Source organism: Nocardia sp. NPDC058058, assembly GCF_042885355.1.
Taxonomy (GTDB): Bacteria; Actinomycetota; Actinomycetes; order Mycobacteriales; family Mycobacteriaceae; genus Nocardia.
This window is the reverse complement of sequence record NZ_JBHVSA010000005.1, coordinates 407,672-432,307: the sequence shown is the minus strand read 5'-3', so window position 1 is coordinate 432,307 and position 24,636 is coordinate 407,672. Positions and strand designations below refer to the sequence as shown.

The following is a 24,636-nucleotide window of genomic DNA, read 5'->3' as shown; positions in this document are numbered from 1 at the left end:
ACGACCAGGAAGGCGTTGAGCGTGGCGCACAAGGCGAGCGAAGCGATAGGGGCACGACCCGCCCAGGGTCGGCGGGGCCGCATCCTTCGACGGGCCGGGCTGGCGGTGTCCTTGGGGATGACCGCGATGCTCGTCTCCGGATGCTCGATCGACAACCCGTGGCTTCGATTCGGTTGGCCCTCGGGCGTCACGCCGCAGGCCACCCGGATGCGCGAGCTGTGGACTTGGTCCGTCATCGCCGCTCTGGTGATGGGTGTGATCGTGTGGGGTCTGACCTTCTGGACGATCGCGTTCCACCGCAAGAAGGCGGACTCCCCGGAGTTCCCGCGGCAGACCGGTTACAACGTGCCGCTGGAGCTGAGCTACACGGCGGCTCCGTTCGTGATCATCGCGGTGCTGTTCTACTTCACCGTGGTGGTGCAGAACTACGTGCACGAGAAGGTCTCCGATCCGGATGTCGTGGTCGATGTGACCGCGTTCCAGTGGAATTGGAAGTTCGGCTACCAGAAGGTCGACCTCAAGGGCGGCGCTCCGGTATACGACGGTGTCGATCACGTCCGTCAGGACATGAACCAGCAGATCAAGGACGAGTACGCGGAGCGCACCGAGGACGGTCACCCGCAACCCGGCCCGAACAACGGTCTGCCCGCGAACGACATCTCGTACCTGAACTACGACAAGATCGAGACCGTCGGTACCTCGAACGAGATCCCGGTGCTGGTCCTGCCGACCGGTAAGAACATCGAGTTCCAGCTGGCCGCGGCGGATGTCATCCACTCCTTCTGGGTGCCGGAGTTCCTGTTCAAGCGGGACGTCATGCCGAACCCGAAGCAGAACAACTCGGACAACATCTTCCAGATCACCAAGATCGAGAAGGAAGGCGCGTTCGTCGGCCGTTGCGCCGAGATGTGCGGCACCTTCCACTCCATGATGAACTTCGAGGTTCGCGCGGTTTCGCCGGAGAACTTCCAGAAGTACCTGGATGCGCGCAAGGATGGCAAGACCAACGCGGCGGCGCTGGAGTCCATCGGGCAGTCGCCGCTGGCGACCACCACCAAGCCGTTCAACACCAAGCGCGATGCGCGTGGCAACGAACTCGCCTCCGAAGTCAAGTGAGGGATGAACTGACATGAAGGTCGAAGCTCGCATCTTCGAACTGCTCGCGGTCTTTTTCGCGATCGTGGGCGTCGTCTACGCCTACTTCACCGCCCAGTCGCGCACCGGCGTGGAATGGGCCGGCACCACCGCCATCGTGCTGACGGCGGGCTTGGCGCTGATCGTCGGCACCTACTTCCGCTTCGTCGCCCGTCGACTGGACCTGCGTCCGGAAGACTACGAAGAGGCCGAAATCGTGGACGGCGCCGGCGACCTGGGCTTCTTCTCGCCCGGCTCGTTCTGGCCCATCCTGCTCGCGGGCGCGGGTTCCATCACCGCCCTGGGCTTCGCCTTCTTCCAGTACTGGCTGATCGGCGTCGGCGTCGTCTGCATCCTGGTCGCCGCGGGCGGTCTGGTGTTCGAGTACCACCTCGGCCCCGAAAAGCACTGAGCCAGCAGCACTGAACCGAATTACGAAGCGCCCCACCGGATTCCGGTGGGGCGCTTCATCTTTTCCGCGTACTCGGCCGGTGCGAGCGGTATTTCGTGAGTAAACACTCACGCGTCGCAGCACCGGGTCCGGAGTCTACGGGGCTAGCCTGGCAACATGTTGGCAACCTCTGAAGCGCAGATCGTGGCCCTGTGCAACCAGAAGGGTGGGGTCGGGAAGACGACCTCGACCATCAATCTAGGAGCGGCGCTCGCCGAGACCGGACTGCGCGTGCTGCTGGTCGATCTCGATCCGCAGGGCGCGCTGTCGGCCGGGTTGGGCGTGTACGTCAACGACCTGGAGCTGACCATCTACGACCTACTCAGCCGGAACGCGCCCTCGGTCGACGAGGTGCTGATGAAGACCGGCGTCGAGAACATGCACCTGCTCCCGAGCAATATCGACCTCTCCGCCGCGGAAATCCAGCTCGTCAACGAGGTCGGCCGCGAACAGTGCCTGGCCCGCGTCCTGGACCCCATCCGCGACCGCTACGACTACATCCTCATCGACTGCCAGCCGTCGCTGAGCCTGCTCACCGTCAACGCCCTGGCGTGCGCCGACGGCGTCATCATCCCCATGGAACCGGAATACTTCGCCCTGCGCGGCCTGGCCCTGCTCACCGACACCATGGAAAAGGTCCGCGACCGCCTCAACCCCCGCCTGCACCTATCGGGCATCGTCGTCACCATGTTCGACGGCCGCCTCCTACACTCCCGCCAAGTCCTCACCCGCGTAAAGGAAGTCTTCGGCGACCGCGTCTACGACACCCAGATCTCCCGCACCGTCCGCTTCCCCGACGCCACCCTCGCCGGCGAACCGGTAACCACCTGGGCCCCCAAATCCCAAGGCGCCGAACAATACCGGGCCCTAGCCACCGAACTGATCGCCCGCACCGGGCGGTGAGACGCAAGCGTCGATCGGACTGGCTTGTTTGGTTTGCCGGGGTTACGCGGCGGGCCGTATAGTCCTCGCGTCTATAGCGCGTGAGTGTGTGTTCGATGGGGTGGGGATGACGGCCGAGACTGCCGCGGCGGAGCCGGTGGGCGATACCACGATTGAGGTCGCGGCGGCACCGCGCCGCGGGAAGCGCTGGATCCTGCTGATTGTGGCGCTACTTGGTGGTTCCGCGGTATTGGCGTTGGCGGTTTTCGCTCGCGTTCATGTGTCGCCCGAGGACGCCGCGCGTGCGGACTTGCGGACGGCACAGCTGGATTTGATCAATGCGCCCGGCGCGCACTACACCGGGGTGCTGAACGGGCCAGGTGGTAAGAGCGCGAGTGTGGACCTGTATGTCACGAACGTCGGCGATATGTCGGGGACTCTGGAAATCGCGCCCGGCCGGAAGCTGAACTATCTGCGAATCGGCACAAAGACTTTCGTGCAGGGTAGTCGTGACGCATGGCTGACCTATGGATTCACCGAGGACGGCGCGACCACCGCGGACGGTCAGCAATTGGAGCAGCTGTCCACGTTCTACGGCATGGACCTATCCGTGACTCTGACTCCGGATTCGCTCGGCATGTTCCTGGGCTCGGCTGCGGAATACGGTCAGCCGGTACAGCTCGGCCGGGCGATCAGCATAGACGGGCACGATTCCACGCCGATCACCAGCGGGACGGTAACGACCTATGTGCACGCGGGTCGGGTCGACCGAATTGTGCACGCGAGCTTCGACATTCGCGTCGCGGTAATGACATCCGATGAGGTGTCGCGCTTCTGCACCGACCTCCGGCCGACCGTGTCCGCCCTCGATGTCGCCTCCCAGAAGGACACGAAGGTTACCTCCGTGGGCAGCTGGGACATGTCCTGCGCGCCGACCTGCGCTGCGATCGCAACGCTTACCAGCTCCGCGCGTGGCTTGCTCGACGTCACCATCCCCGGGATCACCCCCCGCTCCACAACCCCGGTGGACAATATTTTCAATGACTCAGTCATCCCTCGACCGGACTGCACGGGTGTCGTGGAGATGCCAGGGAATGGATCTACCACTCTCACCTGCTCTTTCATCCCCAACTCCGGTGGGCAGGTCGCGTCGAGACTCATTATCCGACCGATACTCGGCCGAGCCTTGGCCGATGCACTGGTCGTCAGCCTCACAGATGACGCAGCCCGCGCTCTCGCCAAATCCGCCTGCCGCGTAACTCGAATCGGGCGTTCGAGCACCACCGCCGAATCCGGCTGTTGAGGTCCGGAGTCCGTAGACTTCGATCGTGACCGATCTCGCGGAATTCGCGCGGCTGATTGCCGGCGATCATGGGCTGTGCGTTGTGTCGACGTTGCGGGCGGATGGGACGATCCAGTCCTCGCTGATCAATGCGGGGGTGTTGAAACATCCGGACAGCGGTGAGCCCGTGGTGGGGATGGTGTTGCGGGGCGGGACGCGGAAGTTGGCGAATCTGCGGGCGCGGCCGCGCATGTCGGTGGTGGTTCGGGTCGGGTGGGAGTGGCGCACGGTCGAGGGCACGGTGTGGATCGTCGGACCCGATGATCCGGTGGCGGGGATCGATGGGGAGCGGTTGCGGGTGTTGCTGCGGGAGGTGTTCAGCGCTGCCGGTGGGACGCATGATGATTGGGATGAGTACGACCGGGTGATGGCGGAGGATCGGCGCGCGGTGGTGCTGGTGATTCCGGATCGGGTGTACGGGAACGGGTGAGTTGATCACCAGCCGCCGTTGAAGAACGCGGCGAGGGCGGGTGCGGAATCGGCCGCGGTTGCGGTGTTGACCACCGCGAGGGTGATCGTGGTCGCGGTCGACAGGATCGCGAGGGCTCCGAAGGTCGCCAGCACGCGCCGGGTTCGCCTCTCGGACTTGGCTGTTCGAGCGAACGCGCGCAGGCACAGCGCCCCGGCGACGGCGAATATGACGGCCACCGTTCCGGCTATGACCGCCATCGCCACGTGGTACCGGCCGAAATCGTCGATCATCACCCGCAGCGCGGGCGTGGTCTCCGAACCTGCCAGCGCCCGGCGGATCTGGCCGATGATGCCCGCGTAGGCACCGCCGTAGTCGCCGACCGGCAGCATCGGCAGCAGGGAGGCGAACGGGGACGCGATGCCCTGGATATTCGCCATCACCGTCAACAGCGCGAAGACGGCGAGCAGGGTGACGAACGTCCCGGCGGTGGCCAGCGCGGCATTGACTCCCGCACCCAGTCCGCCGGCCCGCAGAAACGCCTTCCAGAGCAGCACCGCCAGTGCGGCAAGCACGATCAGCAGCAGCGCGGCGATCACCGCCTTGGCGATGTGATAGCGGAACCAGTAGTCGACCGTGTGTTGCAGGCTCGCGGGAAAGTCGCCGGAACCGGACGCCCAATACTCGGCGAAGGCCTTCCGGAACGCCTCACGCAGCGCGTTCTCATCGGAGAAGTCCGCGGAATCGTTTGCCGCCAGGGTCCGCGGGGCGATGACCAGCGCGAAGCCCAGGACCACGGCCAATGCGACGAGCGCGACGACCAGGTGGCCGGAGACGCCCGCGGATCGTGACCGGATCGCTGTGCTGGACAAGGAGATACCTCCGGCCGGTCGACGGGGTGGACGGCGCACGGATCCGCCGGGCAGGCGTGGCCGGGCACTTCCTTTGCGAGCCTACAGATCCCCGGGCGAGCCCGGAGGGCGCGCGAACGCGCCCGGTACGCACGCTGGCGATACCGGGCGCGCCGGGTGTCAGGCGGTATACCCGCCATCCACCGCGAGCGAGGTGCCGGTGATGTACCGGCCACCGGGACCGGCCAAATACGCCACGGCCGCGGCGATATCCGCGGCCTGCCCGTAATGCCCGAGGGCGGTGAGCGAGCGCTGGAAGCCGGCGGTATCGCCGTCCGCCGGATTCATATCGGTGTCGATCGGACCCGGATCCACGATAGTGGCGGTGATACCGCGCGGACCCAGCTCGCGGGCAAGACCTTTGGTCAGTCCGATGAGCGCGGATTTCGCGGTGGCCTGGAGCACGAACGCCGGACCCGGCACCCGCCCGTTGAAGCAGGACCCGATGCTGATGATCCGGCCGCCCTCGGACATCTGCCGGGCGGCGGCCTGGGCGGCCAGGAAGACCGAGCGGATATCGACGGCCAGTACCCGATCCAATTCCGCGGCGGACACCTCGGTCAGCGGCCCGTAGGTGAGGAACCCCGCGTTGTTCACCAGAATGTCCATGCCGCCCAGCTCTTTCACCGTCTGTTCGACCGCGCGGGTGGCGGCCTCGGGTTCGGTCAGATCGGCCTGAATGATCAGCGCCCGGCCACCGTTCGCCTCGATCCGCTTCGCGACCGCCGCGGCCTGATCGGCGGCCTCGACATAGGTGAGTGCGATGTGCGCGCCGTCGGCGGCGAGTCGTTCGGCGATCGCCGCGCCGATGCCGCGGCTGCCGCCGGTCACCAGTGCGACTTTGCCGGTCAAATCGTGGACGGGACGCTGGGCGATGTTCTCGTTGTTGCTCATAGCGGAATCCTGAAACTCTGACACCGGTGTGAGAGTCAAGCCCTACGCGAATCGGATTGGGTCATATGCGAATCGGAGAACTGTCGCGGCGTACCGAAACCCCGCCCCGCCTGCTGCGCTACTACGAGGAGCAGGGTTTGATCGCCTCGGATCGGTGTGCGAACGGCTATCGCAGCTATGACGAGGCGAATGTCGATCGGGTGGTGCAGATTCGGGGTCTGCTCGCGGCCGGGCTGCCGGTGCGCATCATCAGGCAGATCCTGCCGTGCCTGAAGGCGCCGCGCGATATCCACTTCGACAACCCCACCCCGGAAATGCTGACGACCCTGGAGCAGGAGTACGACCGCATGACGGCGCGCATCGCGGCGCTGGAACACAGTCGTGCCGCCGTCGCCGAATACGTTGCGGCGGTGCGGCGCAGGGAGCTGGAGCGATCGGTCCGAGTGAACTGAAAGGCGGGGTGCCCGAGTGCCCGGCACCCCGTCTCCCCTCATCGAGTGGAGCTGGCTCAGATGCCGAGGGCGTGTTTCAACCGGGTGGTACGGGGTGACATGCCCGCGAGGCCCAACAGGGCTCGGGGAAAACGGGGTTGGAGCTGGTTGGGCCGGGTGCGGATGGCGGTCTCGATCCAGTGCGCCGCCTCGCTCGCGTCCAGCACCGGCTGTTCGGTGAAATACGTGGGTGCGGTGGCGTCGATGCGGAACGCCGGATAGTGCACGGTGGTGACGTGAATCCCGCGCGGGGAGAGTTCGGCGTCGGCGCACTGCCCGAAGGTGGTCCAGGCCGCCTGCGAGCTGGCATAGGACGCGAAATTCGGTGCGGCGCCGGTGGTCAGGCTCCAGGGGCCGACATTCACCACGTGCCCGGAACCGCCCGCGAGCATGGCGGGCAGCAGGCCCAGGGTCAGCCGGAGCGGGCCGAAGTAGTTGGCGGCCATGGTGCGCTGATAATCGCTGAAGCGATCCAGTGATTGCAGTACCGGGCGACGGGATGGGCGGCCCGCGTTATTGATCAGCACATCGATGCTGTCGAAATCGGTGCGCAGCCATTCGACCAGCTGATCCACATCACCGAGCGCGGACAGATCGCAGCGATTCCAGTGCGCGCGGCCACCGGCTTCGATGATGGCGGCGCAATCGACGGCCAGTTGACTCCCGCGGCGCGCGACGAGGAGTACCTCTGCGCCGTGGGAGGCGAGTAATCGCGCTGTGGCCCGGCCTATTTCGGAACAGGCGTCGGTGATCACGATGCGTTTTCCCGCGATCGAATCGGCGGCGGGACGAGGGCGTCGGGCAGTGCGGAATTCCATCATGGACAGGCAACCTTCAGTCATGAATGAGCCGAACCATGCACCGATACCCCGCCGACAGTACCGATACCGTCCGCACCACCCGGCTGCTAGCCGATTGCTGGCGGTGCGGCGGAACACATTCTAATCGGTCGGGTCATAACGCCGGGCGCGTTCGGCCAGGCAGATTTCGTCGATCGAGGACACGATGTCCCGCAACAGTTCCGAGGGCAGCGCCGCCGGGCGCAACCGGCAGGTGAAGGTGATGAAGCCATGATCTTCGTTATCGAGTTCGCGCAGGTAGTGCGAGCGCACCCCGTAGGTGAGCGCGGAAATCACGGTGAAGCAACCGGTTTGCTCACGATGCCCGGAGAACAGATCGTGCAGCTTGTGGAAGACCCTGGGATAGGTCGACATCGGCGCGAAGACCGAGATGCGGTATGCCGAACCACGTTCGGAGGAACTGATGACCGTATCGGCCAGGTACTCCGCATCGCGCAGCGTCAGCACCTTCGGAGCGAACATGAGCGCGCCCGCGGCGGCATTACGCACCGGCATACCGGCGCGCCCGCCCGCCGATGCGGCGATGGCGCCCAGCGACTTTCGAGCGCGTGAGCCGACCTCGCGCCGCGCGCGCAGCGACAGATTGGGCGCGGTCGGATGCAGACTCGACCACTGACCGAAGCGCACCGTGCCCAGTTGTACGGTGCCGGTGCCGACCGGTCGCGCCACCTTCAGCGGTGCGGTGTCCACCCAGCGCCCGACCTGGAGCATGGCCTCACCGGGCGACTGAATCTCCTTGTACGCCTGCTCCACGAAGGTGTCGAAGTCCAGGAAGCGGTGCGCGTCGGTGGTGAGCCAGGTGCGGTCCTTGTCCACCTCGGTCACCCCGAGGGTGAGCGCGGTGATGATGCCGGTGCGCCCGCCGCCACCCAGGATCTTGTGGAAGCGCTCGGTGTGGTGATTGCGCCCGCAGGTGCCGAAACGCCCGTCCTGGTCTACGTATTCGACCTCGACGACGTTATCGCTGAACATGCCGAAGCGATGCGAGGCGGCGCTGAGCCCGCCGACCGCCGCGAAACCGCCCGCGGTGATATCCCGGTGGTCGCCGACGATCGGCAGGCCCAAACCGTGTGCGCCCAAGGTGCGGTCGATATCGGACAGGCGCGCGCCCGCCTGCACCCGCACGGTGCGGGCGTCGGCGTCCACCACCTGGACCCGGTTCATCTTGCGCAGGGAGAGCACGGTGCCCTGTTCGGGCAGTGCGAGCTCTTCGTCCGGTCGCTCCCCACCGCGGATGATCAGCGGTTTCGTCGATTTGCGCGAATCCCGAACGGTACGAACCACATCCGCGGTGTCGCGCGGCAGGAACTCGGCCGGGAGGGTGGAGAAGGACGTGCTCATGGCGCTACAGCTAACCATAGTCGAGCCCGTCCTGCTCGTACTTGGACCGCCGTCTCACTGTGCGGGTGCGAGACGCCTCAGCGTGCGGGTGCCAGACGCTGGGTGAACAGCACGTTCCCGGTCGCGTCACACAGATTCACGGTGAGTTCGCGGGACTTGCCGTCAATGCTGACCTCGCCGAAATGCTGGTACGCGCCGTCCAGCGGTGAGGCGTTCTGCACCGGCGGCGCGTGCACGAAAACGGCTTCCGGGCCGAAGGTTCCGTCGAGCGGGTTCGGGCCGAACGCACCGGCGTTCAACGGCCCGGAGACGAATTCCCAGAATTCGTCGAAGTCCTGGAACGCGGCGCGCTCGGGCGAATAGTGGTGCGCGGCGGTGTAATGCACATCCGCGGTGAGCCAGACGACGCCGGAAACCTTGTTCGCCTTGATGGACGAGAGCACCTTGGCGATTTCGGTCTCGCGACCAGAGGGCGCGCCCGGATCATTGTTCGCCGGACCCTCGAAAGCCGTGCGATCGGGCTGTTCACCATCTTTCACGACCACGCCCAGCGGCAGGTCGTTGGCGACGATTTTCCAGGTCGCCCTGGAATCCTTCAAAGCGCCGATGAGCCATTGCGTTTGGGCCGCACCGAAGATCTTGCCGTCCGGCGAGCGGTTCTCGTCATTGGTGTCCTTGTACGTGCGCATATCCAGTACGAAGACATCCAGCAGCGGTCCGTAGGAGATCTTGCGATACAGCCGCCCGTCCACGGCCTCCTTGGGCTCCACCGGCATCCACTCGTGAAATGCCTGCCAGGACCGGGTGGCGAGCACGTCCATGCTGCGCTCGGTATATCCCTTGGTCGGGCCGACCTGTCCGCCCGGATACCAGTTGTTGACGGTTTCGTGGTCGTCCCACTGCACGATCTGCGCCACCGAGGAATTGAAGCGGCGATAGTTCTCGTCGGTGAAGTTGTAGGCGAAATTACCGCGGAACTGATCCAGGGTCTGCGCCACAGCGCTTTTCGCCTCGGAGACGGTATTGCGCCAGATCCGGCCGTCCGGCAGCGTCACCGATTCCTTGAGCGGGCCGTCCGCGTAGATGGAATCGCCGGAGTGAATGAACAAATGCGGATCGCGCGCGGCCATGGCGGAGAAGATCTTCATACCGCCGAGATCGGGATTGATGCCGTAACCCTGGCCGACCACATCGCCGGACCACAGCAGTTTGATATCCGACGCGCCTGCGGGCACGGTGCGGAAAACGCCGGTGACCGGTTCGGAGGTGGCATCGCCCTCGAGGGTGACGCGATAGTGCACCTGCTGTCCGGCGGGCAGGCCGTTCACCCGCACCCGGCCGGTGCCGTCGGTATCGGGGGTCAGCATGGGGCCTTCGAAACGCTTTGCGTCCTTGAAGGATTCGGTGGCGGCGGTCTCGACGATGAGTTTCGCGGGCCGATCCGACCGGGCCCAGATGAGCGCGCCGTCCGAGCGCGGATCACCCACGGCCACACCGTGGGTGAGCTTGGGCCGCTGGGTGACCAAGGCGGGACCATCATTCGACGAGCACGCCGCGAGCGCCGGAGCGACGATCAGACCGGCGGCCGAGGTGCGCAGTAGGGTGCGCCGCGACAGATGTATAGCCATGTTGCCGACCTTTCATCAGCTAGCTCAACATCAGCTGAACTGTGCCGGACCGGTCCGCGAATGCTCGGCTACGGTGCGGCGTGTCGCGGGGTCGCGAGCTGGACCGATTGTCGGTCCCGCTCCGTATAGTCCGGAACATGAGTTTTCTGGGAGGGGTGTTCGGGTCGGCGCGAAATCGGTTCGGGGAGAAGGTGCTTGCGCAAGTCCTCGGCTACGAGGGCATCGAATCCGCCGAATTCGACGCCGCCGCTTTCGAGGTGCGTTTCCGCTTCCGCGAGTCCGGGCACGGCAAGCTGATGCTGGACACGTTGTACACCCGCTGCCAGGGGCAGCCGGATGCCGAACGCGAACGCCGCGTCGATGATCTGGTGGGGGAGTACCTCACCGAGAGCGCGCCGGACACCTGGGATGCGGTGGCGGGGCGATTGCGCCCGGTGCTGCGCGGATCCGAGCGCTCACGCATCGACCTCGAGGGATTCGAAGGCCGGGATGTGATGGTGTGGCGGCCCGCGCTGCCGTACCTGATCGAACTCGTCGTGGTGGATATGCCCGCCACCATGCATTTCGTCAATCGGCTCGATCTGGAGCGCTGGGGTGTGGACGCCGAACAGGTATTCCGCGCCGCGCACGTGAATATGGCCGGCCTGGCGATGAATACGCTCGCCGCCTTCGAACCCACCACGAATACCCGGGTGCTCGAATTCGCCGATGACGACGGTGAGAGCTATGTCGGCTCACTACCGCTGGTGGCGGGCTGGCTGGCCGGGGTCGCGACCCGCACCGGCACCCGGCCCATCGTGCTGATGCCCGGGCACCTCGGCATGTTCGTGGTGCTGGACTCCTCCGATGAGCAGCTCCCGGCGTTTCTGGAGATGGCCGCGAACAAGTACGACGAGGCGCTACGCCCGCTGTCCCCGCTGCCGTACACCGTGGACGCCGAAGGCGATCTGGTGCCGCTCCAGGTGCCGCAGGGGCATCCCGGCTGGTCCGCGCTGCGCAGTGCCGAAGCGCGACTGGCCGCGCACGCGTACCGCGTGCAAACCGAATATCTGCGCGCGGACCGCTATCGCGAGGAGGCCGTCAGCGAGGTCATGCATGTGCGCGCCCCCGACGGCACCGAACACACCATGACCCCGTGGACCGACGGCGTCCCCACCCTGCTGCCGTATGCCCACTTCGTCTGCCTGGTCACCATGACCGGTGAGGTCTTCCGGGTCGCCTGGGAGGACGTCGCGGCACACGTATCGCTCACCCCCGCTCCGGGTTTCGATCCGCCGCGCTATCGGGTGGAAGATCATCCGCCCGCCGGGGTGATGGATCGCCTACGCGCGCTGTCGTATTGAGAACGTGTGGATCCCGGCCACAAGCGCGCCGGGATGACGAGGGTGGGTGTGTGGTGGGTGTGGGCGATTCGGGGCTGGAGCGGTTGCGGTACAGCGGCATAGCGGCGGGTCCGGCGGTGTGGCGAATAAGGCATCGGATTGTGTCGTCAGGGTCGGCTAGGGTCGGGTTTTGTGGACAGGGCGCAGCTGACAGCTGAGATGGCGGACGGGGCCATACCGGAATTCCTCTTCTTCTGGGGGCATACCCGCACCCCGGGGTACGAGATCGGCAAGTGGGTGCTCAGCCAGTGGTGGCAGGTGGAATTCACCGTCGACGGCCAGAGCTACGGCAGCGCCGAACATTTCATGATGGGCGAGAAGGCCCGGCTGTTCGGTGACGAGGCCATCCGCGCCAAGATCCTGGCCAGCGCCACCCCCGCCGATGCCAAGCGGCTGGGCCGCGAGGTGCGGGGCTTCGATCAGGACACCTGGGTCGCGCACCGCTTCGATATCGTCATGCGCGGCAGCATCGCCAAATTCGGCCAGCACGAGGCATTGCGCGATTTCCTCATCGCGACGGGCGACAAGGTCCTGGTGGAGGCCGCGCCGCGAGACACCATCTGGGGTATCGGCCTGGGAGCCGAAAACCCCGCGGCCGCACACCCTTCCACCTGGCGCGGGGAGAACCTACTGGGCTTCGCGCTGATGGACGCTCGCGAAGCCCTGGTCTCGGTGGCCTGATCCGGCTCGGGTCGGGTCAGCGGTTGTCGAGTTCGGCGATGCGGAAGGCCAGCGTGCGGCGGACCGCCGGGATGCGGGTCACCGTGCCGAGGAACAGGTTTCGCACGTGCCGGGCGGGGGCGGAGCGCAGGGTGGCCATGCGGGTCACGCGATCGGTGAAGGACACCACGCGCAGCGCCACCGGGCGGCGGGTCTGCTCGTAGGTGTCCAGCAGGGCGGGTTCGCCGTGCACGGTGCGGGCCAGCACATCGCCGAGGAACGCGGCGTCCTGGATACCGGTGTTCATGCCCTGACCGCCCGCCGGGCTGTGTACGTGCGCGGCATCGCCCGCGAGGAATACGCGATTCGCGCGGTACTGCTCGGCGACGCGGTGGTGCACGCGGAAGCGTGAGCTCCACAGCACCTCGTGCACCTGGACATTCGAGGCGGGGCGGCGGGCGGTCAGGATCGCTTGGACGTCTTGCAGATTCGGCTTTTCGGGGGCGTCGGCGAGGGTGGCGACGACGCGGTAGCGATCGCCCGCCGCATCGGGCAGCGGTGCGATGACGGTGACGCCTTCGGGGGACAGATGCAGTGCCACCTGGTCGCGGGCATCCGGCCAGGTCATCCGGACATCGGCCAGTACGAACGATTCCGGATAGCTCGCGCCGGTGAAGGCGATGCCCACGGCGTCGCGGACTTTGCTGTGCATGCCGTCCGCGCCGATCACATAGTCCGCGCGCAGCGAGCCCGCACCGTCCGGTCCCGTGTAGGTCAGGGTCGCGCCGTTCTCGTCCTGGGTGAGGCCGGTGACCTCGTAGGGGCGATGCACGCTGCCGCCCGCTTTCTCCAGGCGCGCCAACAGGATCGCCTCGGTCGTCTCCTGCCCGATCATGAGCGTGTACGGGTACGCCGACGGCAGTTCGTCGAACGAGATCTCCACGATCGCGCGCTCACCGTCACGCATGACGAAGTGCGGCACCACGATTCCGCGTTCGCGCATCTCATCGGTGATGCCGAAGCGCTCCAGCACCTCGAGGGTGCGGGCGTGCACGACGGCCGCGCGGGAGGTGTTCGCGCCCTCGGCGAGCCGATCCAGCAGGACCACATCCACACCCGCGTCGGCGAGCGCGATGCCGGCGGTCAGACCGGCCGGGCCCGCGCCGACGATGGCGACCGTGGTGGTGGCGGGAATGGCGTTCATATCGACTCCTCGATCTTGCCAACGTGTGTTGGCCAACATCTGTTGACGTGAACGATATGCCCCGGTCGAAGGCCTGTCAACACTTGTTGGCCAACAGATGTTGACAAGTTGTCCGGTGTTGCTCGTGTGCGCCAACGACTGTTGGCCTACAGTTGTTGGCATGACCGCAGCATCCGCCCCGCGCCGCTCCGACGCCACCCGCGCCGCCATCCTGGACGCCGCGCGCCGCCGGTTCGCCGAGGACGGCGTCCGCAAGGCCACCATTCGCGCCATCGCCGCCGACGCGGGCATCGATCCGTCCATGGTCATGCGCTACTACGGCAGTAAGGAGGGTCTGTTCGCCGCCGCTGTCGATGTGCGCCTGGAACTGCCGGATCTCGCGGCGGTGCGGGCGGATGCCCTCGGCGAACTGCTGGTGCGCCGCTTCGTGGAGATCTGGGAGGCGCCGCCGGGCAATGAGGTCATGCTCACCCTGCTGCGCTCGGCCGTCACCGATGACACCGTCACCGAACGGGTGCGCCAGGTCTTCGCCGAACAGGTCATGCCCGCGGTCCTGCGGCTCGGCGATCCCGCCGACGCGCCCCGGCGCGCCGCGCTGATCGTTACCCAGATGCTCGGTCTGGCCCTGTGCCGCTACGTCTTACGCATCCCCCCGGTGCTGGCGCTCACCCCCGACCAGCTGGTCGCCGATATCGGCCCCACCATCCAGCGCTACCTCACCTCGGCCCCCGCCGACTGAACGGCCTCGTCATTCCGGCGCGCTTTTGGCCGGAATCCAAGTCGCCGGGTGGATCCCGGCCAAAAACATGCCGGGATGACGGGTCACGTCGCGCGGCCGGATTCCGCTGCGAGGGTGCGGAATACGGCGGCGGTGCGGGTGCCCGGGGTGGCGCAGTAGACGATGATGCGCTGATCGGTGTCGGAGATGTGCAGGACCTGGCATTCGAATTCGAGTGCGCCCAGCTCGGGGTGGGCGATGCTCTTGTTGTGCCCGCGCCGCACCTGTACCTCGTGCGAGTTCCACATTTCGGCGAAACGCGGTGCGGTGCCGAGTAATTCGGTGACCAGCCGGGCCAGCGCCGGATTACCGGGATAGCGCGCGTAGGCGGCGCGCAGATCCGCGACGGTGGAGCGGGCGAAGCGCCGGGTTTCCTCGTCCGACCATTGCGGATGGTCCCCGGCCTGCAGGAACATCCAGCGGACCATATTGCGCTCGTGGTCGGGATGGGCGTCCAGATCGCCGATGAACGGCACCGCGCAGCGATTCCAGGCCAGGATCTCGTAGGTGGCGTCCACCACGTAGGCGGGCGAGCCGAGCGTATCGAGCATGATCCGGACCGATTGCGGCACAGTGCGATTGGGCCCACCGCTGATCGGCGGGTGCTCCCCGGCCAGCCGGAACATATATTCGCGTTCATCGACGGTGAGCATGAGCGCACGCGCCAGCGCGGACAGCACCTGCCGCGACGGTTTCGCCCCGCGCGCCTGCTCCATACGGATGTAGTAGTCGACCGAGATCCCCGCCAATTGCGCGACCTCCTGGCGGCGCAATCCGGCCGCGCGCCGGTTCAGCCCGTCGGGTAGGCCGACATCGCTGGGCCGCAGCCGATTCCGCCGCGTCCGCAGGAATTCGGCCAGTGCGCTTCGATCCGCCATAACCCAAGTGTGGTCCTTTTCATCCCGCTCTGGGTGGTACAACCTGGTCCTCCCCGGATCACCCTCGCGGCGTGATGCTTACTCCATGACCACAGCACTCATCACCGGAGCCAATAAGGGCATCGGATTCGAAACCGCCCGCCAGCTCGCCGCCCGCGGCATCACCGTCCTGCTCGGAGCCCGCGACAAGGATCTCGGCCAGGCCGCCGCGGACACCCTGAAAGCCGAAGGCGCACAGGCGCACTTCGTCCAGCTCGATGTCACCGACGAGGATTCCATCGCCCGCGCCGCGGAATGGATCGATTCCGAATTCGGCAGCCTGGACATCCTGATCAACAATGCCGGTATCACCGGCGGTATGGAGCGCGACGGGAAACCGTCCTCCACCTCGCTCGCGAATCTGCGCCGGGTCTACGAGACCAATGTGTTCGGCGTCGTCGCGGTCGTCAACGCACTGCTGCCGCTGCTGCGCCGGGCCGAGGCCGCGCGCATCGTGAATGTCTCCAGTGAGGTCGGCTCGCTGGACATGATGCTGAATCCCGAGGGCCCGATGTGGCAGATGGCGTCCATTCCGTATCCGTCCTCCAAGACGGCGCTGAATATGGTCACCGCCATGTACGCCAAGGAACTGTGGGAGACCCCCATCAAGGTCAATGCCGCCAATCCGGGCTACTGCGCCACCGATCTGAACCACAACACCGGTTTCCGGTCCGCCGCGCAGGGTGCCGAACCGTCCGTCCACCTGGCCACCCTCCCGGCGGATGGCCCGTCCGGCGAGCTCTGGGGCTTTCTGTGGGGTTCGGATGTCGAATACGGCCGACTGCCTTGGTAATCGAGAAAGGCACCCATGGCGGACCTGCCGCCATGAGTGCCCGGTCGAGCGGAAACTAGCGAACGACCTCGATGATGTCGCCATTGGACACCCAGCGGTACAGGGTTTCCGCGCCCTCGGGAGTCATCCGGATGCAGCCGTGCGACTTCTCTTCGATCGGGCCGATATGGGTGGCGATATCGCCATTGAAGAACACGGCCCACTTCATCTCGGCATTGTGCATGGTCGACCAGTGGTATTCCTTCTTGGAAGCCACGTGGAAGACGCCGGGGGGAGTCTCGAAACCCGGGCGGCCGTGCGAAATCGGGGTCGGGCCGTAGATAACCTTGCCGTTCTCCATGAGCCAGGCCTCGTTCTCGGACAGGCTCATGCAGACGCGCGCGCCCGCGGTGGTGCAGGGCGCGACCACCGGCGCGGGGGCCGGGGGCTGAATAATGGCGGGGACGCCGGGGACATCGGGGCCGCCGGGCCATAGCGGTTCGGCCTGGGCGGTACCCGACAGGGCGAGACTCGCCGAGGCCAGACCGGTGAGTATCCCGGCCGTGCGTTTACGGATTTGCTTGCCGCTCATGACGTTCCAACCTCGCTCATCCAGGGCGCAGCGCTGTACGCCGGTGATTCGGAAACCACCACTTTGGTCATGCACAGGAACTATCAGTGCATCTTATAAGCGCAAAGCGGGGATTCGTGCCGAATCGCCACCGGGGAGAATCGGCGTGTACACCGCAAAACGGATACTGTCCCGCTCGAAGCGGTTCCGAGCTTGGGAGATCACCATGTGGGAGTACGAATTCAGCGCCGAGACCACGGTGGACGCGGCGGCGCTGTGGCGCAGCTGGTCGGACCCGAATCGGTGGCCGGAATGGAATCCGGGCATCGAAAGCTTCGAATTGGACGGACCTTTCGCGGTCGGGACGTCATTCCGGATGACCTCACCCGAGGGCGACACCGTCGAACTGCGGTTCGTCGAGATCATCGACGGTGAACTCTGGAGCGATGTGTTCGCCGGCGAGGGCCTCGAGGTGCGCACCGAACATCGGCTCACCGCGCTCGGCGACGGCCGCACCCGGGTCACCTACCGGACCGAGATCACCGGTCCCGCCGCCGATACCGCGGGTCCCGAGGTCGGCCCGCAGATCACCGCCGATTTCCCGGAGGTCGTGCACGGTCTGATCAAGCATGCGGGGGAGTCGGCGTAGCGCTCTTGCGCTCATGCAGAAGCAGCAGCAAATAGGCCGCCATGCAGTGCGAATCGACGATCACGTTCTCGGCGATCATCGATTCGAGTTCGTCGCGGGTGAACCAGGCCGCGCGCATATCCTGTTCGGTCGCCTCGCGTTCGTGCTCGCCCTCGGTCAAGCCGGTGGCGAGCACGACATGGCCGTAGTGGTTGGCGGTCGCGGGCGCGGCGGCGAATTTGCCGAGCAGTTCCAGATTGTCGGCGCGCAGCCCGGTCTCCTCCCGCAGTTCCTGCCGCGCGACCTCGATCGGATCGAACCCCTGCGCGTCCGGTATCGAACCGCCGGGGAACTCCCAGCAGCGTTGCCGCAGTGGGTATCTGAACTGCTCCACCAGATGGAACCGCGCACCGTCGAACGGGATGATGAGCGCGAAATCGCCCTTGTCGATATGGGAGTAGATGCCCTGCTCCCCGTTGTCGTGCCGAACGACGTCCTCGTGCAGCGTTATCCACCGATTCGAGTAGATCTCCCGTGAACTGATCCGTTCCATCCCTCGATCTTGACCCATCGCGCGCGCCGGGGCTTGACCTTGCCCCTAGGGGCAGCATTTACATTCGATGCCATGAGGATCGGCGAACTGGCCCGGCTGGCCGAAGTCAGCCCGAAGGCGATCAGGCGATACGAGGCCCTGGGCCTGGTGGCTCCGGCGCGCCAGGCCAACGGCTACCGCGAATACGACGAGGACACGGTGCGCGCCGTGGCCGAGATCCGCAGCCTGAACCTGCTCGGCATTCCGGTCGAGGAAACCCGCCCGTTCCTCGAATGCCTGGCCTCCGGTGGCGAACACGTCGACGACTGTCCGGCCTCGCTGGCCGAATACCGCCGCGCCATCGCCGATCTGACCGCGCAGATCGACGAATTGACCGCGCGCCGCGACGGTCTCGTCAACCGGTTGCGGGACGCCGCGCATCGCAATGCCGACCCCAGCCCGTTCTGAATCGAAGGAAATCGTATGTCGCAGTCGCACACCGCAACCGGAATCATCGACGTCACCGATAAGACGTTCGAGCAGGAGGTGCTCGCCCGGCCGGGGCTGGTACTGGTGGATTTCTGGGCCGAATGGTGCCCGCCGTGCCGGATGATCGCGCCGGTGCTGGACGTCATCGCCAGGGAACGGGCGGACAGTCTCACCATCTGCAAGTTGAACCATGACGAAAACCTGGGCACCGTAAGGGATTACCAGATCATGTCGTTGCCGACGCTACTGCTGTTCCGGGATGGGGAACTGGTGCGGACCATGATCGGGGCGCAATCGAAGATGAAACTGCTGGCCGCGATCGACGCCGCCGCGAGCAGCTAGCGCGCGATTCGCATCGTGGTGACGGCCGTCCGCGTCTGCTAATGACGCAGGGCGGTCGTCACCGTATCGGCTGCCGCGATCGCCGCTTCGGCCAGCGCGGTCAACTGTGCGGCGGGGAGCTGGGTGTCGGGGCAGACCACCAGTGAGGCGACTACCTCGCCGTCCGCGCCGAATACCGGTGCGGCCACCGAGACCACGGCATTCTCCTCGCCGAGTTCGTCGGGGAGGTAGTCGATGGTGATGAGTTCGGTGATCATATCGCTGAGGCGATGCCGCAGCGGGTCGGTGAGGGGGGAATTGCGCAGGGAGGCAAGGGCTTCCAGCATCGGTCCGGAGTCGTCGGCCAGGCGTTCGACCGAATAGCCGCGGGCGCGGATGGCGTCCAGGACGAGTGTCAAGCGGGGCTGGTGGGCCGGTTCGGCGGCCGCCAGCCATGTCGCGCGTGCGGGGGCCGGTGCCCAGGCGATGAATTCGCGGCAGACCGGCGGGGCGAAGGGGATATGCCGGCCCGCGCGCATCCACGGCACCGACGGGGTGCCGATGACCTCGGTGATGACGATCGAATCGCCTTCGCGCTCGGCCAGGAACGCGGGCATGCGGTGGGTGTCGGCCAGGCGGCGAATCGCTTCCGCCGCCAGTCGTCGCAGCGGGAAGGCCGCCTCCGCGCGGCGTGCCACCGTCATCAATCCCAGGCCCAGGCAGTAGTTGCCGTCCGCATCGCGGATGGTCCAGCCATCGGCGGTGAGCTGGGTCAATACCGCGTGCGCGGTGGCCCGGGACATGCCCGTTCCGCGCACGATGCGGGCCAGCGAGAGATGTTCGGCCGGATGCCGGGACAGTAACTCGATCGTCTGCACCACGCGCCGGGTCGGCGGCGAGGCGCTCACCTCATCGGTGCCGGGCGTACCGGCTTCGGATAGCGCTGTGGTGGAGGCGATTTCAGTCAAGTCGTCCTCGGTGGTCGTCGGGCGGCCGGGCCGCGGGCAATGAGGCCAATCTATCGCGAGCGGCGTGCGGTGGCGGGGTATGGATCCCGGCCGAAAGCATGCCGGGATGACGGGCTGGATTCCGGCCGGGACGAATCGGGCGCTGGCTATTGACCGGGACTGGTCGGGCGACCTATCGTCGGTGTCACATAATCGAACAATAGCGTCGAATATTCGACACCGCAAGTCTTTCGGGTAGACGCGGTCGCGAAGATCGACGCGGCGAGTGAGTGAAGCGAATGCGCGCGGGATACGAGTTGTCGCACCTGGACGCCCTGGAGGCGGAGTCGGTGCACATCATCAGGGAGGTGGCCGCCACCTTCGAACGACCGGTGCTGCTGTTCTCCGGCGGTAAGGATTCGGCGGTCATGCTGGAGTTGGCGCGGCGGGCGTTCTGGCCCGCGCCGCTGCCGTTCCCGCTGATGCATATCGATACGGGCCGCAATTTCGACGAGGTGATCGATTTCCGCGATCGCACCGTCGAACGCCTGGGTGCACAGCTGCTGGTCGGCAGCGTGCAGGACGATATCGACGCGGGCCGGGTCACCGAGAAGGCGGGCGAATCCCGTAACCGGCTGCAAACGGCCACGCTGCTGCGCAGTATTCGGGAGCACCGTTTCGACGCCGTCTTCGGCGGCGCGCGGCGCGATGAGGAGAAGGCGCGCGCCAAGGAACGCGTCTTCAGCTTCCGCGATGAATACGGCGCATGGGATCCGCGGGCACAGCGGCCCGAAGTCTGGAGCCTCTACAACGGTCAGCACAGCAAGGGCGAGCACATTCGCGTGTTCCCGCTGTCCAATTGGACCGAACTCGATATCTGGGAGTACATCGAGCGCGCCGAGGTGGCGCTGCCGCCGTTGTACTACGCGCACCGCCGCCTGGTGCTGGAGCGCGACGGAATGCTGTTGGCGGACAACAGGTTCATCGCCCGCAAGCCCGAGGAGGAACTCTTCGAGACCAGCGTGCGCTTCCGCACCCTCGGCGATGCCGACTGCACCGGCTGCGTCGAATCCGATGCCGCCACCCCGGGCGCGGTGATCGCCGAAACCGCCGTCACCCGGCTCACCGAACGCGGCGCCACCCGCGCCGATGACCGCATCTCCGAATCCGGCATGGAAGATCGCAAGCGAGAGGGCTACTTCTGATGCGCCGCAACCTTTTACGACTCGCCACCGCGGGCAGTGTCGACGACGGCAAATCGACCCTCATCGGCCGCCTGCTCTTCGACTCCAAATCGCTGTTTTCCGATCAGCTCGACGCCATCGAACGCGCCAGCTTGGCGCGCGGTAATGGCGGACCGGATCTGTCGCTGGTCACCGACGGCCTGCGCGCCGAGCGCGAACAGGGCATCACCATCGATGTCGCGTATCGCTACTTCACCACGCCGCGAAGGAAATTCGTCATCGCGGACACCCCGGGGCATGTGCAGTACACCCGCAATATGGTGACCGGCGCGTCCACCGCGGATCTGGCGTTGATCCTGGTCGATGCCCGCAAGGGCGTGTCCGAACAGACCCGCCGCCACGCCTTCCTGTCCTCGCTGCTGGGTGTGGGCCATCTGGTGCTGTGCGTGAACAAGATGGATCTGGTCGACTGGTCCGAACAGCGATTCGAGGAAATCCGGGAGGAGTTCGCGGATTTCGCCACCAAACTCGATGTCGGCGATCTGAGTTTTCTGCCGCTGTCCGCGCTGCACGGTGACAATGTGGTCGAAATGTCCACGCACACACCGTGGTACGCGGGACCGCCGCTGCTGCGTCATCTGGAGGAGGTGCACATCGCCTCCGATCGCAATCTCATCGACGCCAGATTGCCTGTGCAGTACGTGATCCGGCCGCACGGCGAGAGTCAGCGCAGCTACGCGGGCACCATCGCGGGCGGCATCTTCAAGCCCGGTGACGAAGTGGTCGCGCTGCCCTCGGGCCGCACCAGTCACGTGACGGAGATCTGGGGTCCGGGCGGCAGCAAGATCGAAGAAGCCTTCGCGGGTATGGCGGTCTCGCTCACCCTCGATGACGAAATCGATATCGGCCGTGGCGATATGCTCGCCCGGCCCGGTAATCAGCCGCATCAGGATCGCGAGCTGGACGCCATGGTCTGCTGGTTCTCCGATACCGGCACGCTGCGCGCCGGCAACGACTACAGCATTCGCACCGCCACCCAGCACACCAAGGTGCGGGTCACCGAGCTGGACTATCGCCTCGATGTAAATACTCTGCACCGGCAGACCGAGGCACAAGCGCTGGCGCTCAATGACATCGGGCGCGTCACGCTGCACACCCGGCAGCCGATCATGTTCGATCCGTACCGGGACAATCGCGCCACGGGCAGTTTCATTCTCGTCGACGACAGCACCAATCAGACGGTCGCGGCGGGCATGATCACCGCCCGCACCCCGGGCATCGCCGAGGCGACCAGCGATCGCGGGCACCGCGCCACCGGCCGCCGCCCGCGCGCGAATGTGGTGTGGCACAACTCGGCCGTGGATCGCGGACAGCGGTTGAGCCAGGGTATGACGCTGTGGCTGACCGGGCTGTCCGGCTCCGGAAAGTCCTCCATCGCGGTCGAATTGGAGCGGCAGCTGATCGCCGCCGGTCGCCCGGCCTATCTCCTGGACGGCGATAACCTGCGGCACGGGCTGAACAACAATCTCGGCTTCACCGATGCGGATCGGCGCGAGAACATTCGCCGCGTGGCCGAGGTCGCCTCGCTGTTCGCCGATGCGGGCACCATCGCCATCGTCTCGCTCATCAGTCCGTTCCGGGAACAGCGCCGCGATGCGCGAAAGCTGCACGACGACAAGCGATTGCCGTTCAATGAGATCTTCGTTGACACACCGCTCGCGGAGTGCGAGCTTCGGGATCCGAAGGGTTTGTACAAGCGAGCCCGTTCGGGGGAGCTGCCCGAATTCACCGGCATCTCTTCACCTTACGAGCGCCCGGAGTACGCCGAACTCACCATTACGCCCGACCAGGGCAACCCAGCCGAAATCGCCCGCCTTATCCGCCGAGAACTAGGAATCGTTGACGCCTGATGGACACCCCCGATATCGAGCAGGCCGAACTCCCGCTGACCGAGCCCTTCCTGGCCGCGGTCGCCGAGGCCGAGAAGCTCATCGCCGCAGCGGATTTCATCCGTGACGAGCACGACCTCGCCGAGGGCTACGACTATTTGCAGGGCAGCATCGCCGCGGTCCTGCAACTGTCCCGCGCGCACGGCACCTCGCATCCGTACTTCGTGACCTCCACCGGCCCGTACACCAAGATGGGCCTGGATAACCCGGATACGCTGTACTACCACGCGAATGTGGAGTCGACCGGCGAGTACCTGCTCACCGGCGTGCGCGGCAATACCGTCGACCTGAGTTTCCAGGTGCTCAAGGGCGATTACACCGCCACCGACGTCCCCAATGGTGATGACGCCTTCGACGATCGCCGCCTGGACATCGCCGCGGACGGCAGTTACCAGCTGCGATTCGGCCCGGCCAAGGAGAATCCGGAGCCGAACTACTTCGTGCTCGGCGAGGGTGCGTCCATGCTCGCGGTGCGAGAGGTGTACGGCGACTGGGATACCGAGCGCAAAGGCTCGATTCGCATCGAGCGCGTCGACACCATCGGCTCCGCTCCGGCCGAACCCGATGTGGCCGGACTGCGCAAGCGCTACCGGGCCGCCGGTCGCATGTTGCTGACCCGGGTCAACACCTGGTTCAACTTCCCCAAGTGGTTCTATCTGAACCTGCCGGTCAACACCCTCACCGAACCCCGGCTCACCCCGGGCGGTTTGAGCACCCAGTACTCCTCGGTGGGGCATTTCGATCTGGCCGACGATCAGGCGCTCATCATCACGGTGCCCAAATCCGATGCGCCGTACCAGGGTTTCCAGCTCGGCAGTCGCTGGTACATCTCGCTGGATTACAGCAATCACCAGACCAGCCTGAATCACGCTCAGGCGCAGGTGGATCCGGACGGACTCATTCGCATGGTGGTGTCCGCGCGCAATCCCGGGGTCACCAATTGGATCGAGACCACCGGCCGCCGTCTGGGCATCCTGCAATTCCGCTGGCAGCGCGTCGGCCGCCCGATGACCGAGGCGGACGGCCCCACCATCGAACTGGTGCCGTTCGACAAGGTGGCCGAGCGGCTGCCGCACTATGCACACAATCAGATCGACGAGGCGGGCTGGCGGGAACGAATCGCCGACCGGCAGCGCGCTTTCGCGGGAAGGATGCTCGGATGACCCGGCTCAGGACAGGACTGCTCGACGGCAAGGTCGTGGTGATGAGCGGGGTGGGCCCCGGCCTCGGCCGCTCCATCTGCCTCGAGGCCGCCGCGGCCGGGGCCAAGGTCGTGCTCGCCGCCCGCACCGAATCGCGGTTGAAGGAAGTCGCCGACGAGATCGAGGCCGAGGGCGGCGTAAGCCTCAGTGTGCCAACCGATATCACCGATGAGGAGCAGGTGCGGAACCTGCTGGCGCGCACGCTGGAAACCTTCGGCAAGGTCGATGTGCTGGTGAACAACGCGTTCTCGGTGCCCTCCATGAAGCCGTTGGCGCGCACCGACTTTCAACAGATCCGGGACAGCGTCGAACTCACCGTGCTGGGCGGGCTGCGCATGACGCAGACCTTCACCGAAGCCCTGGCCGAGACCAAGGGCAATGTCGTCATGATCAATTCGGCGGTGCTGCGGCACTCCGAACCCCGCTACGGCAGCTACAAGGTCGCCAAATCCGCGCTGCTGGCCATGTCGCAGACCTTGGCCACCGAACTCGGTGACAAAGGAATCCGCGTCAACACCGTTGCCCCCGGCTACATTTGGACCGATCAGCTGAAGTGGTACTTCGGCGAGATCGCCAAGAAGTACGGCATCACCGAGGAGCAGGTCTACCAGCAGACAGCGTCCAAAACCGATCTCAAGCGGCTGCCGCTGCCCGATGAGATCGCCCAGACCGTGGTGTTCCTGGCCTCGCCGTTCGCCAATGCCATCACCGGCCACACCATCGACGTCAACTGCGGCGAATACCACGTTTGATGAGC

At 65.9% G+C, this 24,636-nt stretch carries 27 protein-coding genes; 17 read left to right on the top strand and 10 right to left on the bottom strand.

Going from position 1 to position 24,636, the window contains the following annotated elements; all coding sequences use genetic code 11:
• Positions 1-117 precede the first annotated feature (117 nt).
• From ACFVUS_RS40550 to ACFVUS_RS40530, 5 genes are all read left to right on the top strand, one after another.
• Positions 118-1,116, top strand: coding sequence for a cytochrome c oxidase subunit II (locus ACFVUS_RS40550; protein ID WP_375968176.1), 999 nt, complete (start codon positions 118-120; stop codon positions 1,114-1,116).
• 13 nt (positions 1,117-1,129) lie between these two features.
• Positions 1,130-1,546: a cytochrome c oxidase subunit 4 gene (locus ACFVUS_RS40545; RefSeq protein ID WP_364643981.1), complete on the top strand. Its 417-nt coding sequence runs from the start codon at positions 1,130-1,132 to the stop codon at positions 1,544-1,546.
• Between the two features lie 156 nt (positions 1,547-1,702).
• Complete coding sequence (locus ACFVUS_RS40540; RefSeq protein WP_387779685.1) at positions 1,703-2,488, top strand: ParA family protein; 786 nt, start codon at positions 1,703-1,705, stop codon at positions 2,486-2,488.
• A 106-nt stretch (positions 2,489-2,594) separates the two neighbouring features.
• On the top strand, positions 2,595-3,770 hold the full coding sequence (locus ACFVUS_RS40535) for a hypothetical protein (protein ID WP_387779682.1): 1,176 nt from the start codon (positions 2,595-2,597) through the stop codon (positions 3,768-3,770).
• A gap of 25 nt (positions 3,771-3,795) precedes the next feature.
• Entirely contained in the window at positions 3,796-4,239 is a 444-nt protein-coding gene (locus ACFVUS_RS40530; RefSeq protein ID WP_387779680.1) for a TIGR03618 family F420-dependent PPOX class oxidoreductase, read from the top strand.
• A gap of 5 nt (positions 4,240-4,244) precedes the next feature.
• Here the strand turns inward: ACFVUS_RS40530 and ACFVUS_RS40525 are convergent, their stop codons facing one another.
• Both ACFVUS_RS40525 and ACFVUS_RS40520 read right to left on the bottom strand, forming a co-directional pair.
• Positions 4,245-5,090, bottom strand: coding sequence for a hypothetical protein (locus ACFVUS_RS40525; RefSeq protein WP_387779677.1), 846 nt, complete (start codon positions 5,088-5,090; stop codon positions 4,245-4,247).
• A gap of 159 nt (positions 5,091-5,249) precedes the next feature.
• Positions 5,250-6,023 carry an SDR family oxidoreductase gene (locus ACFVUS_RS40520; RefSeq protein ID WP_387779674.1) on the bottom strand — a complete coding sequence of 258 codons (774 nt, stop codon included), beginning with the start codon at positions 6,021-6,023 and terminating at the stop codon, positions 5,250-5,252.
• 65 nt (positions 6,024-6,088) lie between these two features.
• On the opposite strand from ACFVUS_RS40520, the gene ACFVUS_RS40515 reads away from it, so the two are divergent.
• Positions 6,089-6,475, top strand: a complete 387-nt coding sequence (locus ACFVUS_RS40515; RefSeq protein WP_387779671.1) for a MerR family transcriptional regulator — start codon at positions 6,089-6,091, stop codon at positions 6,473-6,475.
• Positions 6,476-6,531: 56 nt separating this feature from the next.
• On the opposite strand, the gene ACFVUS_RS40510 is transcribed toward ACFVUS_RS40515, so the two are convergent.
• The 3 genes from ACFVUS_RS40510 to ACFVUS_RS40500 form a co-directional block, all read right to left on the bottom strand.
• On the bottom strand, positions 6,532-7,356 hold the full coding sequence (locus tag ACFVUS_RS40510; RefSeq protein WP_387779668.1) for an SDR family NAD(P)-dependent oxidoreductase: 825 nt from the start codon (positions 7,354-7,356) through the stop codon (positions 6,532-6,534).
• 99 nt (positions 7,357-7,455) lie between these two features.
• A complete protein-coding gene (locus ACFVUS_RS40505) occupies positions 7,456-8,715 on the bottom strand; it encodes an FAD-binding oxidoreductase (RefSeq protein ID WP_364643966.1) in 1,260 nt (419 codons plus the stop codon).
• 77 nt (positions 8,716-8,792) lie between these two features.
• Positions 8,793-10,343 carry an alkaline phosphatase D family protein gene (locus tag ACFVUS_RS40500; RefSeq protein WP_387779665.1) on the bottom strand — a complete coding sequence of 517 codons (1,551 nt, stop codon included), beginning with the start codon at positions 10,341-10,343 and terminating at the stop codon, positions 8,793-8,795.
• 137 nt (positions 10,344-10,480) lie between these two features.
• Between ACFVUS_RS40500 and ACFVUS_RS40495 the strand changes: the two genes are divergently transcribed.
• Together ACFVUS_RS40495 and ACFVUS_RS40490 are read left to right on the top strand one after the other, a co-directional pair.
• Positions 10,481-11,686 carry a hypothetical protein gene (locus tag ACFVUS_RS40495; protein WP_387779662.1) on the top strand — a complete coding sequence of 402 codons (1,206 nt, stop codon included), beginning with the start codon at positions 10,481-10,483 and terminating at the stop codon, positions 11,684-11,686.
• 171 nt (positions 11,687-11,857) lie between these two features.
• On the top strand, positions 11,858-12,406 hold the full coding sequence (locus ACFVUS_RS40490) for an NADAR family protein (RefSeq protein ID WP_387779659.1): 549 nt from the start codon (positions 11,858-11,860) through the stop codon (positions 12,404-12,406).
• 16 nt (positions 12,407-12,422) lie between these two features.
• On the opposite strand, the gene ACFVUS_RS40485 is transcribed toward ACFVUS_RS40490, so the two are convergent.
• Positions 12,423-13,589 (bottom strand): FAD-dependent oxidoreductase, encoded by a 1,167-nt coding sequence (locus ACFVUS_RS40485; protein ID WP_387779656.1) that lies wholly within the window; start codon positions 13,587-13,589, stop codon positions 12,423-12,425.
• A 160-nt stretch (positions 13,590-13,749) separates the two neighbouring features.
• Here ACFVUS_RS40485 and ACFVUS_RS40480 point away from each other — a divergent pair, with 160 nt between their 5' ends.
• A complete protein-coding gene (locus ACFVUS_RS40480; RefSeq protein WP_387779653.1) occupies positions 13,750-14,328 on the top strand; it encodes a TetR family transcriptional regulator in 579 nt (192 codons plus the stop codon).
• Positions 14,329-14,411: 83 nt separating this feature from the next.
• Here the strand turns inward: ACFVUS_RS40480 and ACFVUS_RS40475 are convergent, their stop codons facing one another.
• Entirely contained in the window at positions 14,412-15,245 is an 834-nt protein-coding gene (locus ACFVUS_RS40475; protein WP_387779650.1) for a helix-turn-helix transcriptional regulator, read from the bottom strand.
• 85 nt (positions 15,246-15,330) lie between these two features.
• On the opposite strand from ACFVUS_RS40475, the gene ACFVUS_RS40470 reads away from it, so the two are divergent.
• Positions 15,331-16,077, top strand: coding sequence for an SDR family oxidoreductase (locus tag ACFVUS_RS40470; RefSeq protein ID WP_387779647.1), 747 nt, complete (start codon positions 15,331-15,333; stop codon positions 16,075-16,077).
• Positions 16,078-16,132: 55 nt separating this feature from the next.
• Here the strand turns inward: ACFVUS_RS40470 and ACFVUS_RS40465 are convergent, their stop codons facing one another.
• On the bottom strand, positions 16,133-16,648 hold the full coding sequence (locus ACFVUS_RS40465; RefSeq protein WP_387779644.1) for a L,D-transpeptidase: 516 nt from the start codon (positions 16,646-16,648) through the stop codon (positions 16,133-16,135).
• Between the two features lie 145 nt (positions 16,649-16,793).
• Between ACFVUS_RS40465 and ACFVUS_RS40460 the strand changes: the two genes are divergently transcribed.
• Positions 16,794-17,276: an SRPBCC family protein gene (locus ACFVUS_RS40460; RefSeq protein WP_387779641.1), complete on the top strand. Its 483-nt coding sequence runs from the start codon at positions 16,794-16,796 to the stop codon at positions 17,274-17,276.
• On the opposite strand, the gene ACFVUS_RS40455 is transcribed toward ACFVUS_RS40460, so the two are convergent.
• On the bottom strand, positions 17,251-17,808 hold the full coding sequence (locus tag ACFVUS_RS40455) for an NUDIX domain-containing protein (RefSeq protein ID WP_387779638.1): 558 nt from the start codon (positions 17,806-17,808) through the stop codon (positions 17,251-17,253). The genes ACFVUS_RS40460 and ACFVUS_RS40455 overlap by 26 nt on opposite strands.
• 72 nt (positions 17,809-17,880) lie before the next feature.
• On the opposite strand from ACFVUS_RS40455, the gene ACFVUS_RS40450 reads away from it, so the two are divergent.
• Entirely contained in the window at positions 17,881-18,255 is a 375-nt protein-coding gene (locus tag ACFVUS_RS40450; RefSeq protein ID WP_387779635.1) for a MerR family DNA-binding transcriptional regulator, read from the top strand.
• 15 nt (positions 18,256-18,270) lie between these two features.
• The gene (gene trxA / locus ACFVUS_RS40445) at positions 18,271-18,618 is read left to right on the top strand and encodes a thioredoxin (RefSeq protein WP_387779632.1); all 348 of its coding nucleotides are present in this window, start codon (positions 18,271-18,273) and stop codon (positions 18,616-18,618) included.
• A gap of 38 nt (positions 18,619-18,656) precedes the next feature.
• Here trxA and ACFVUS_RS40440 read toward each other — a convergent pair whose 3' ends face one another.
• A complete protein-coding gene (locus ACFVUS_RS40440; protein ID WP_387779629.1) occupies positions 18,657-19,565 on the bottom strand; it encodes an IclR family transcriptional regulator in 909 nt (302 codons plus the stop codon).
• A 278-nt stretch (positions 19,566-19,843) separates the two neighbouring features.
• Here ACFVUS_RS40440 and cysD point away from each other — a divergent pair, with 278 nt between their 5' ends.
• The 4 genes from cysD to ACFVUS_RS40420 are packed head-to-tail and all read left to right on the top strand — an operon-like array spanning position 19,844 to position 24,631.
• A complete protein-coding gene (cysD, locus tag ACFVUS_RS40435) occupies positions 19,844-20,749 on the top strand; it encodes a sulfate adenylyltransferase subunit CysD (RefSeq protein ID WP_375968250.1) in 906 nt (301 codons plus the stop codon).
• Positions 20,749-22,638, top strand: a complete 1,890-nt coding sequence (cysC, locus tag ACFVUS_RS40430; protein ID WP_387779626.1) for an adenylyl-sulfate kinase — start codon at positions 20,749-20,751, stop codon at positions 22,636-22,638. The genes cysD and cysC overlap by 1 nt, the downstream gene beginning before the upstream one ends.
• Positions 22,638-23,840, top strand: coding sequence for a hypothetical protein (locus ACFVUS_RS40425; RefSeq protein ID WP_387779623.1), 1,203 nt, complete (start codon positions 22,638-22,640; stop codon positions 23,838-23,840). The genes cysC and ACFVUS_RS40425 overlap by 1 nt, the downstream gene beginning before the upstream one ends.
• A complete protein-coding gene (locus ACFVUS_RS40420) occupies positions 23,837-24,631 on the top strand; it encodes an SDR family oxidoreductase (protein WP_387779620.1) in 795 nt (264 codons plus the stop codon). Before ACFVUS_RS40425 ends, ACFVUS_RS40420 begins: the two co-directional genes overlap by 4 nt.
• Positions 24,632-24,636 lie beyond the last annotated feature (5 nt).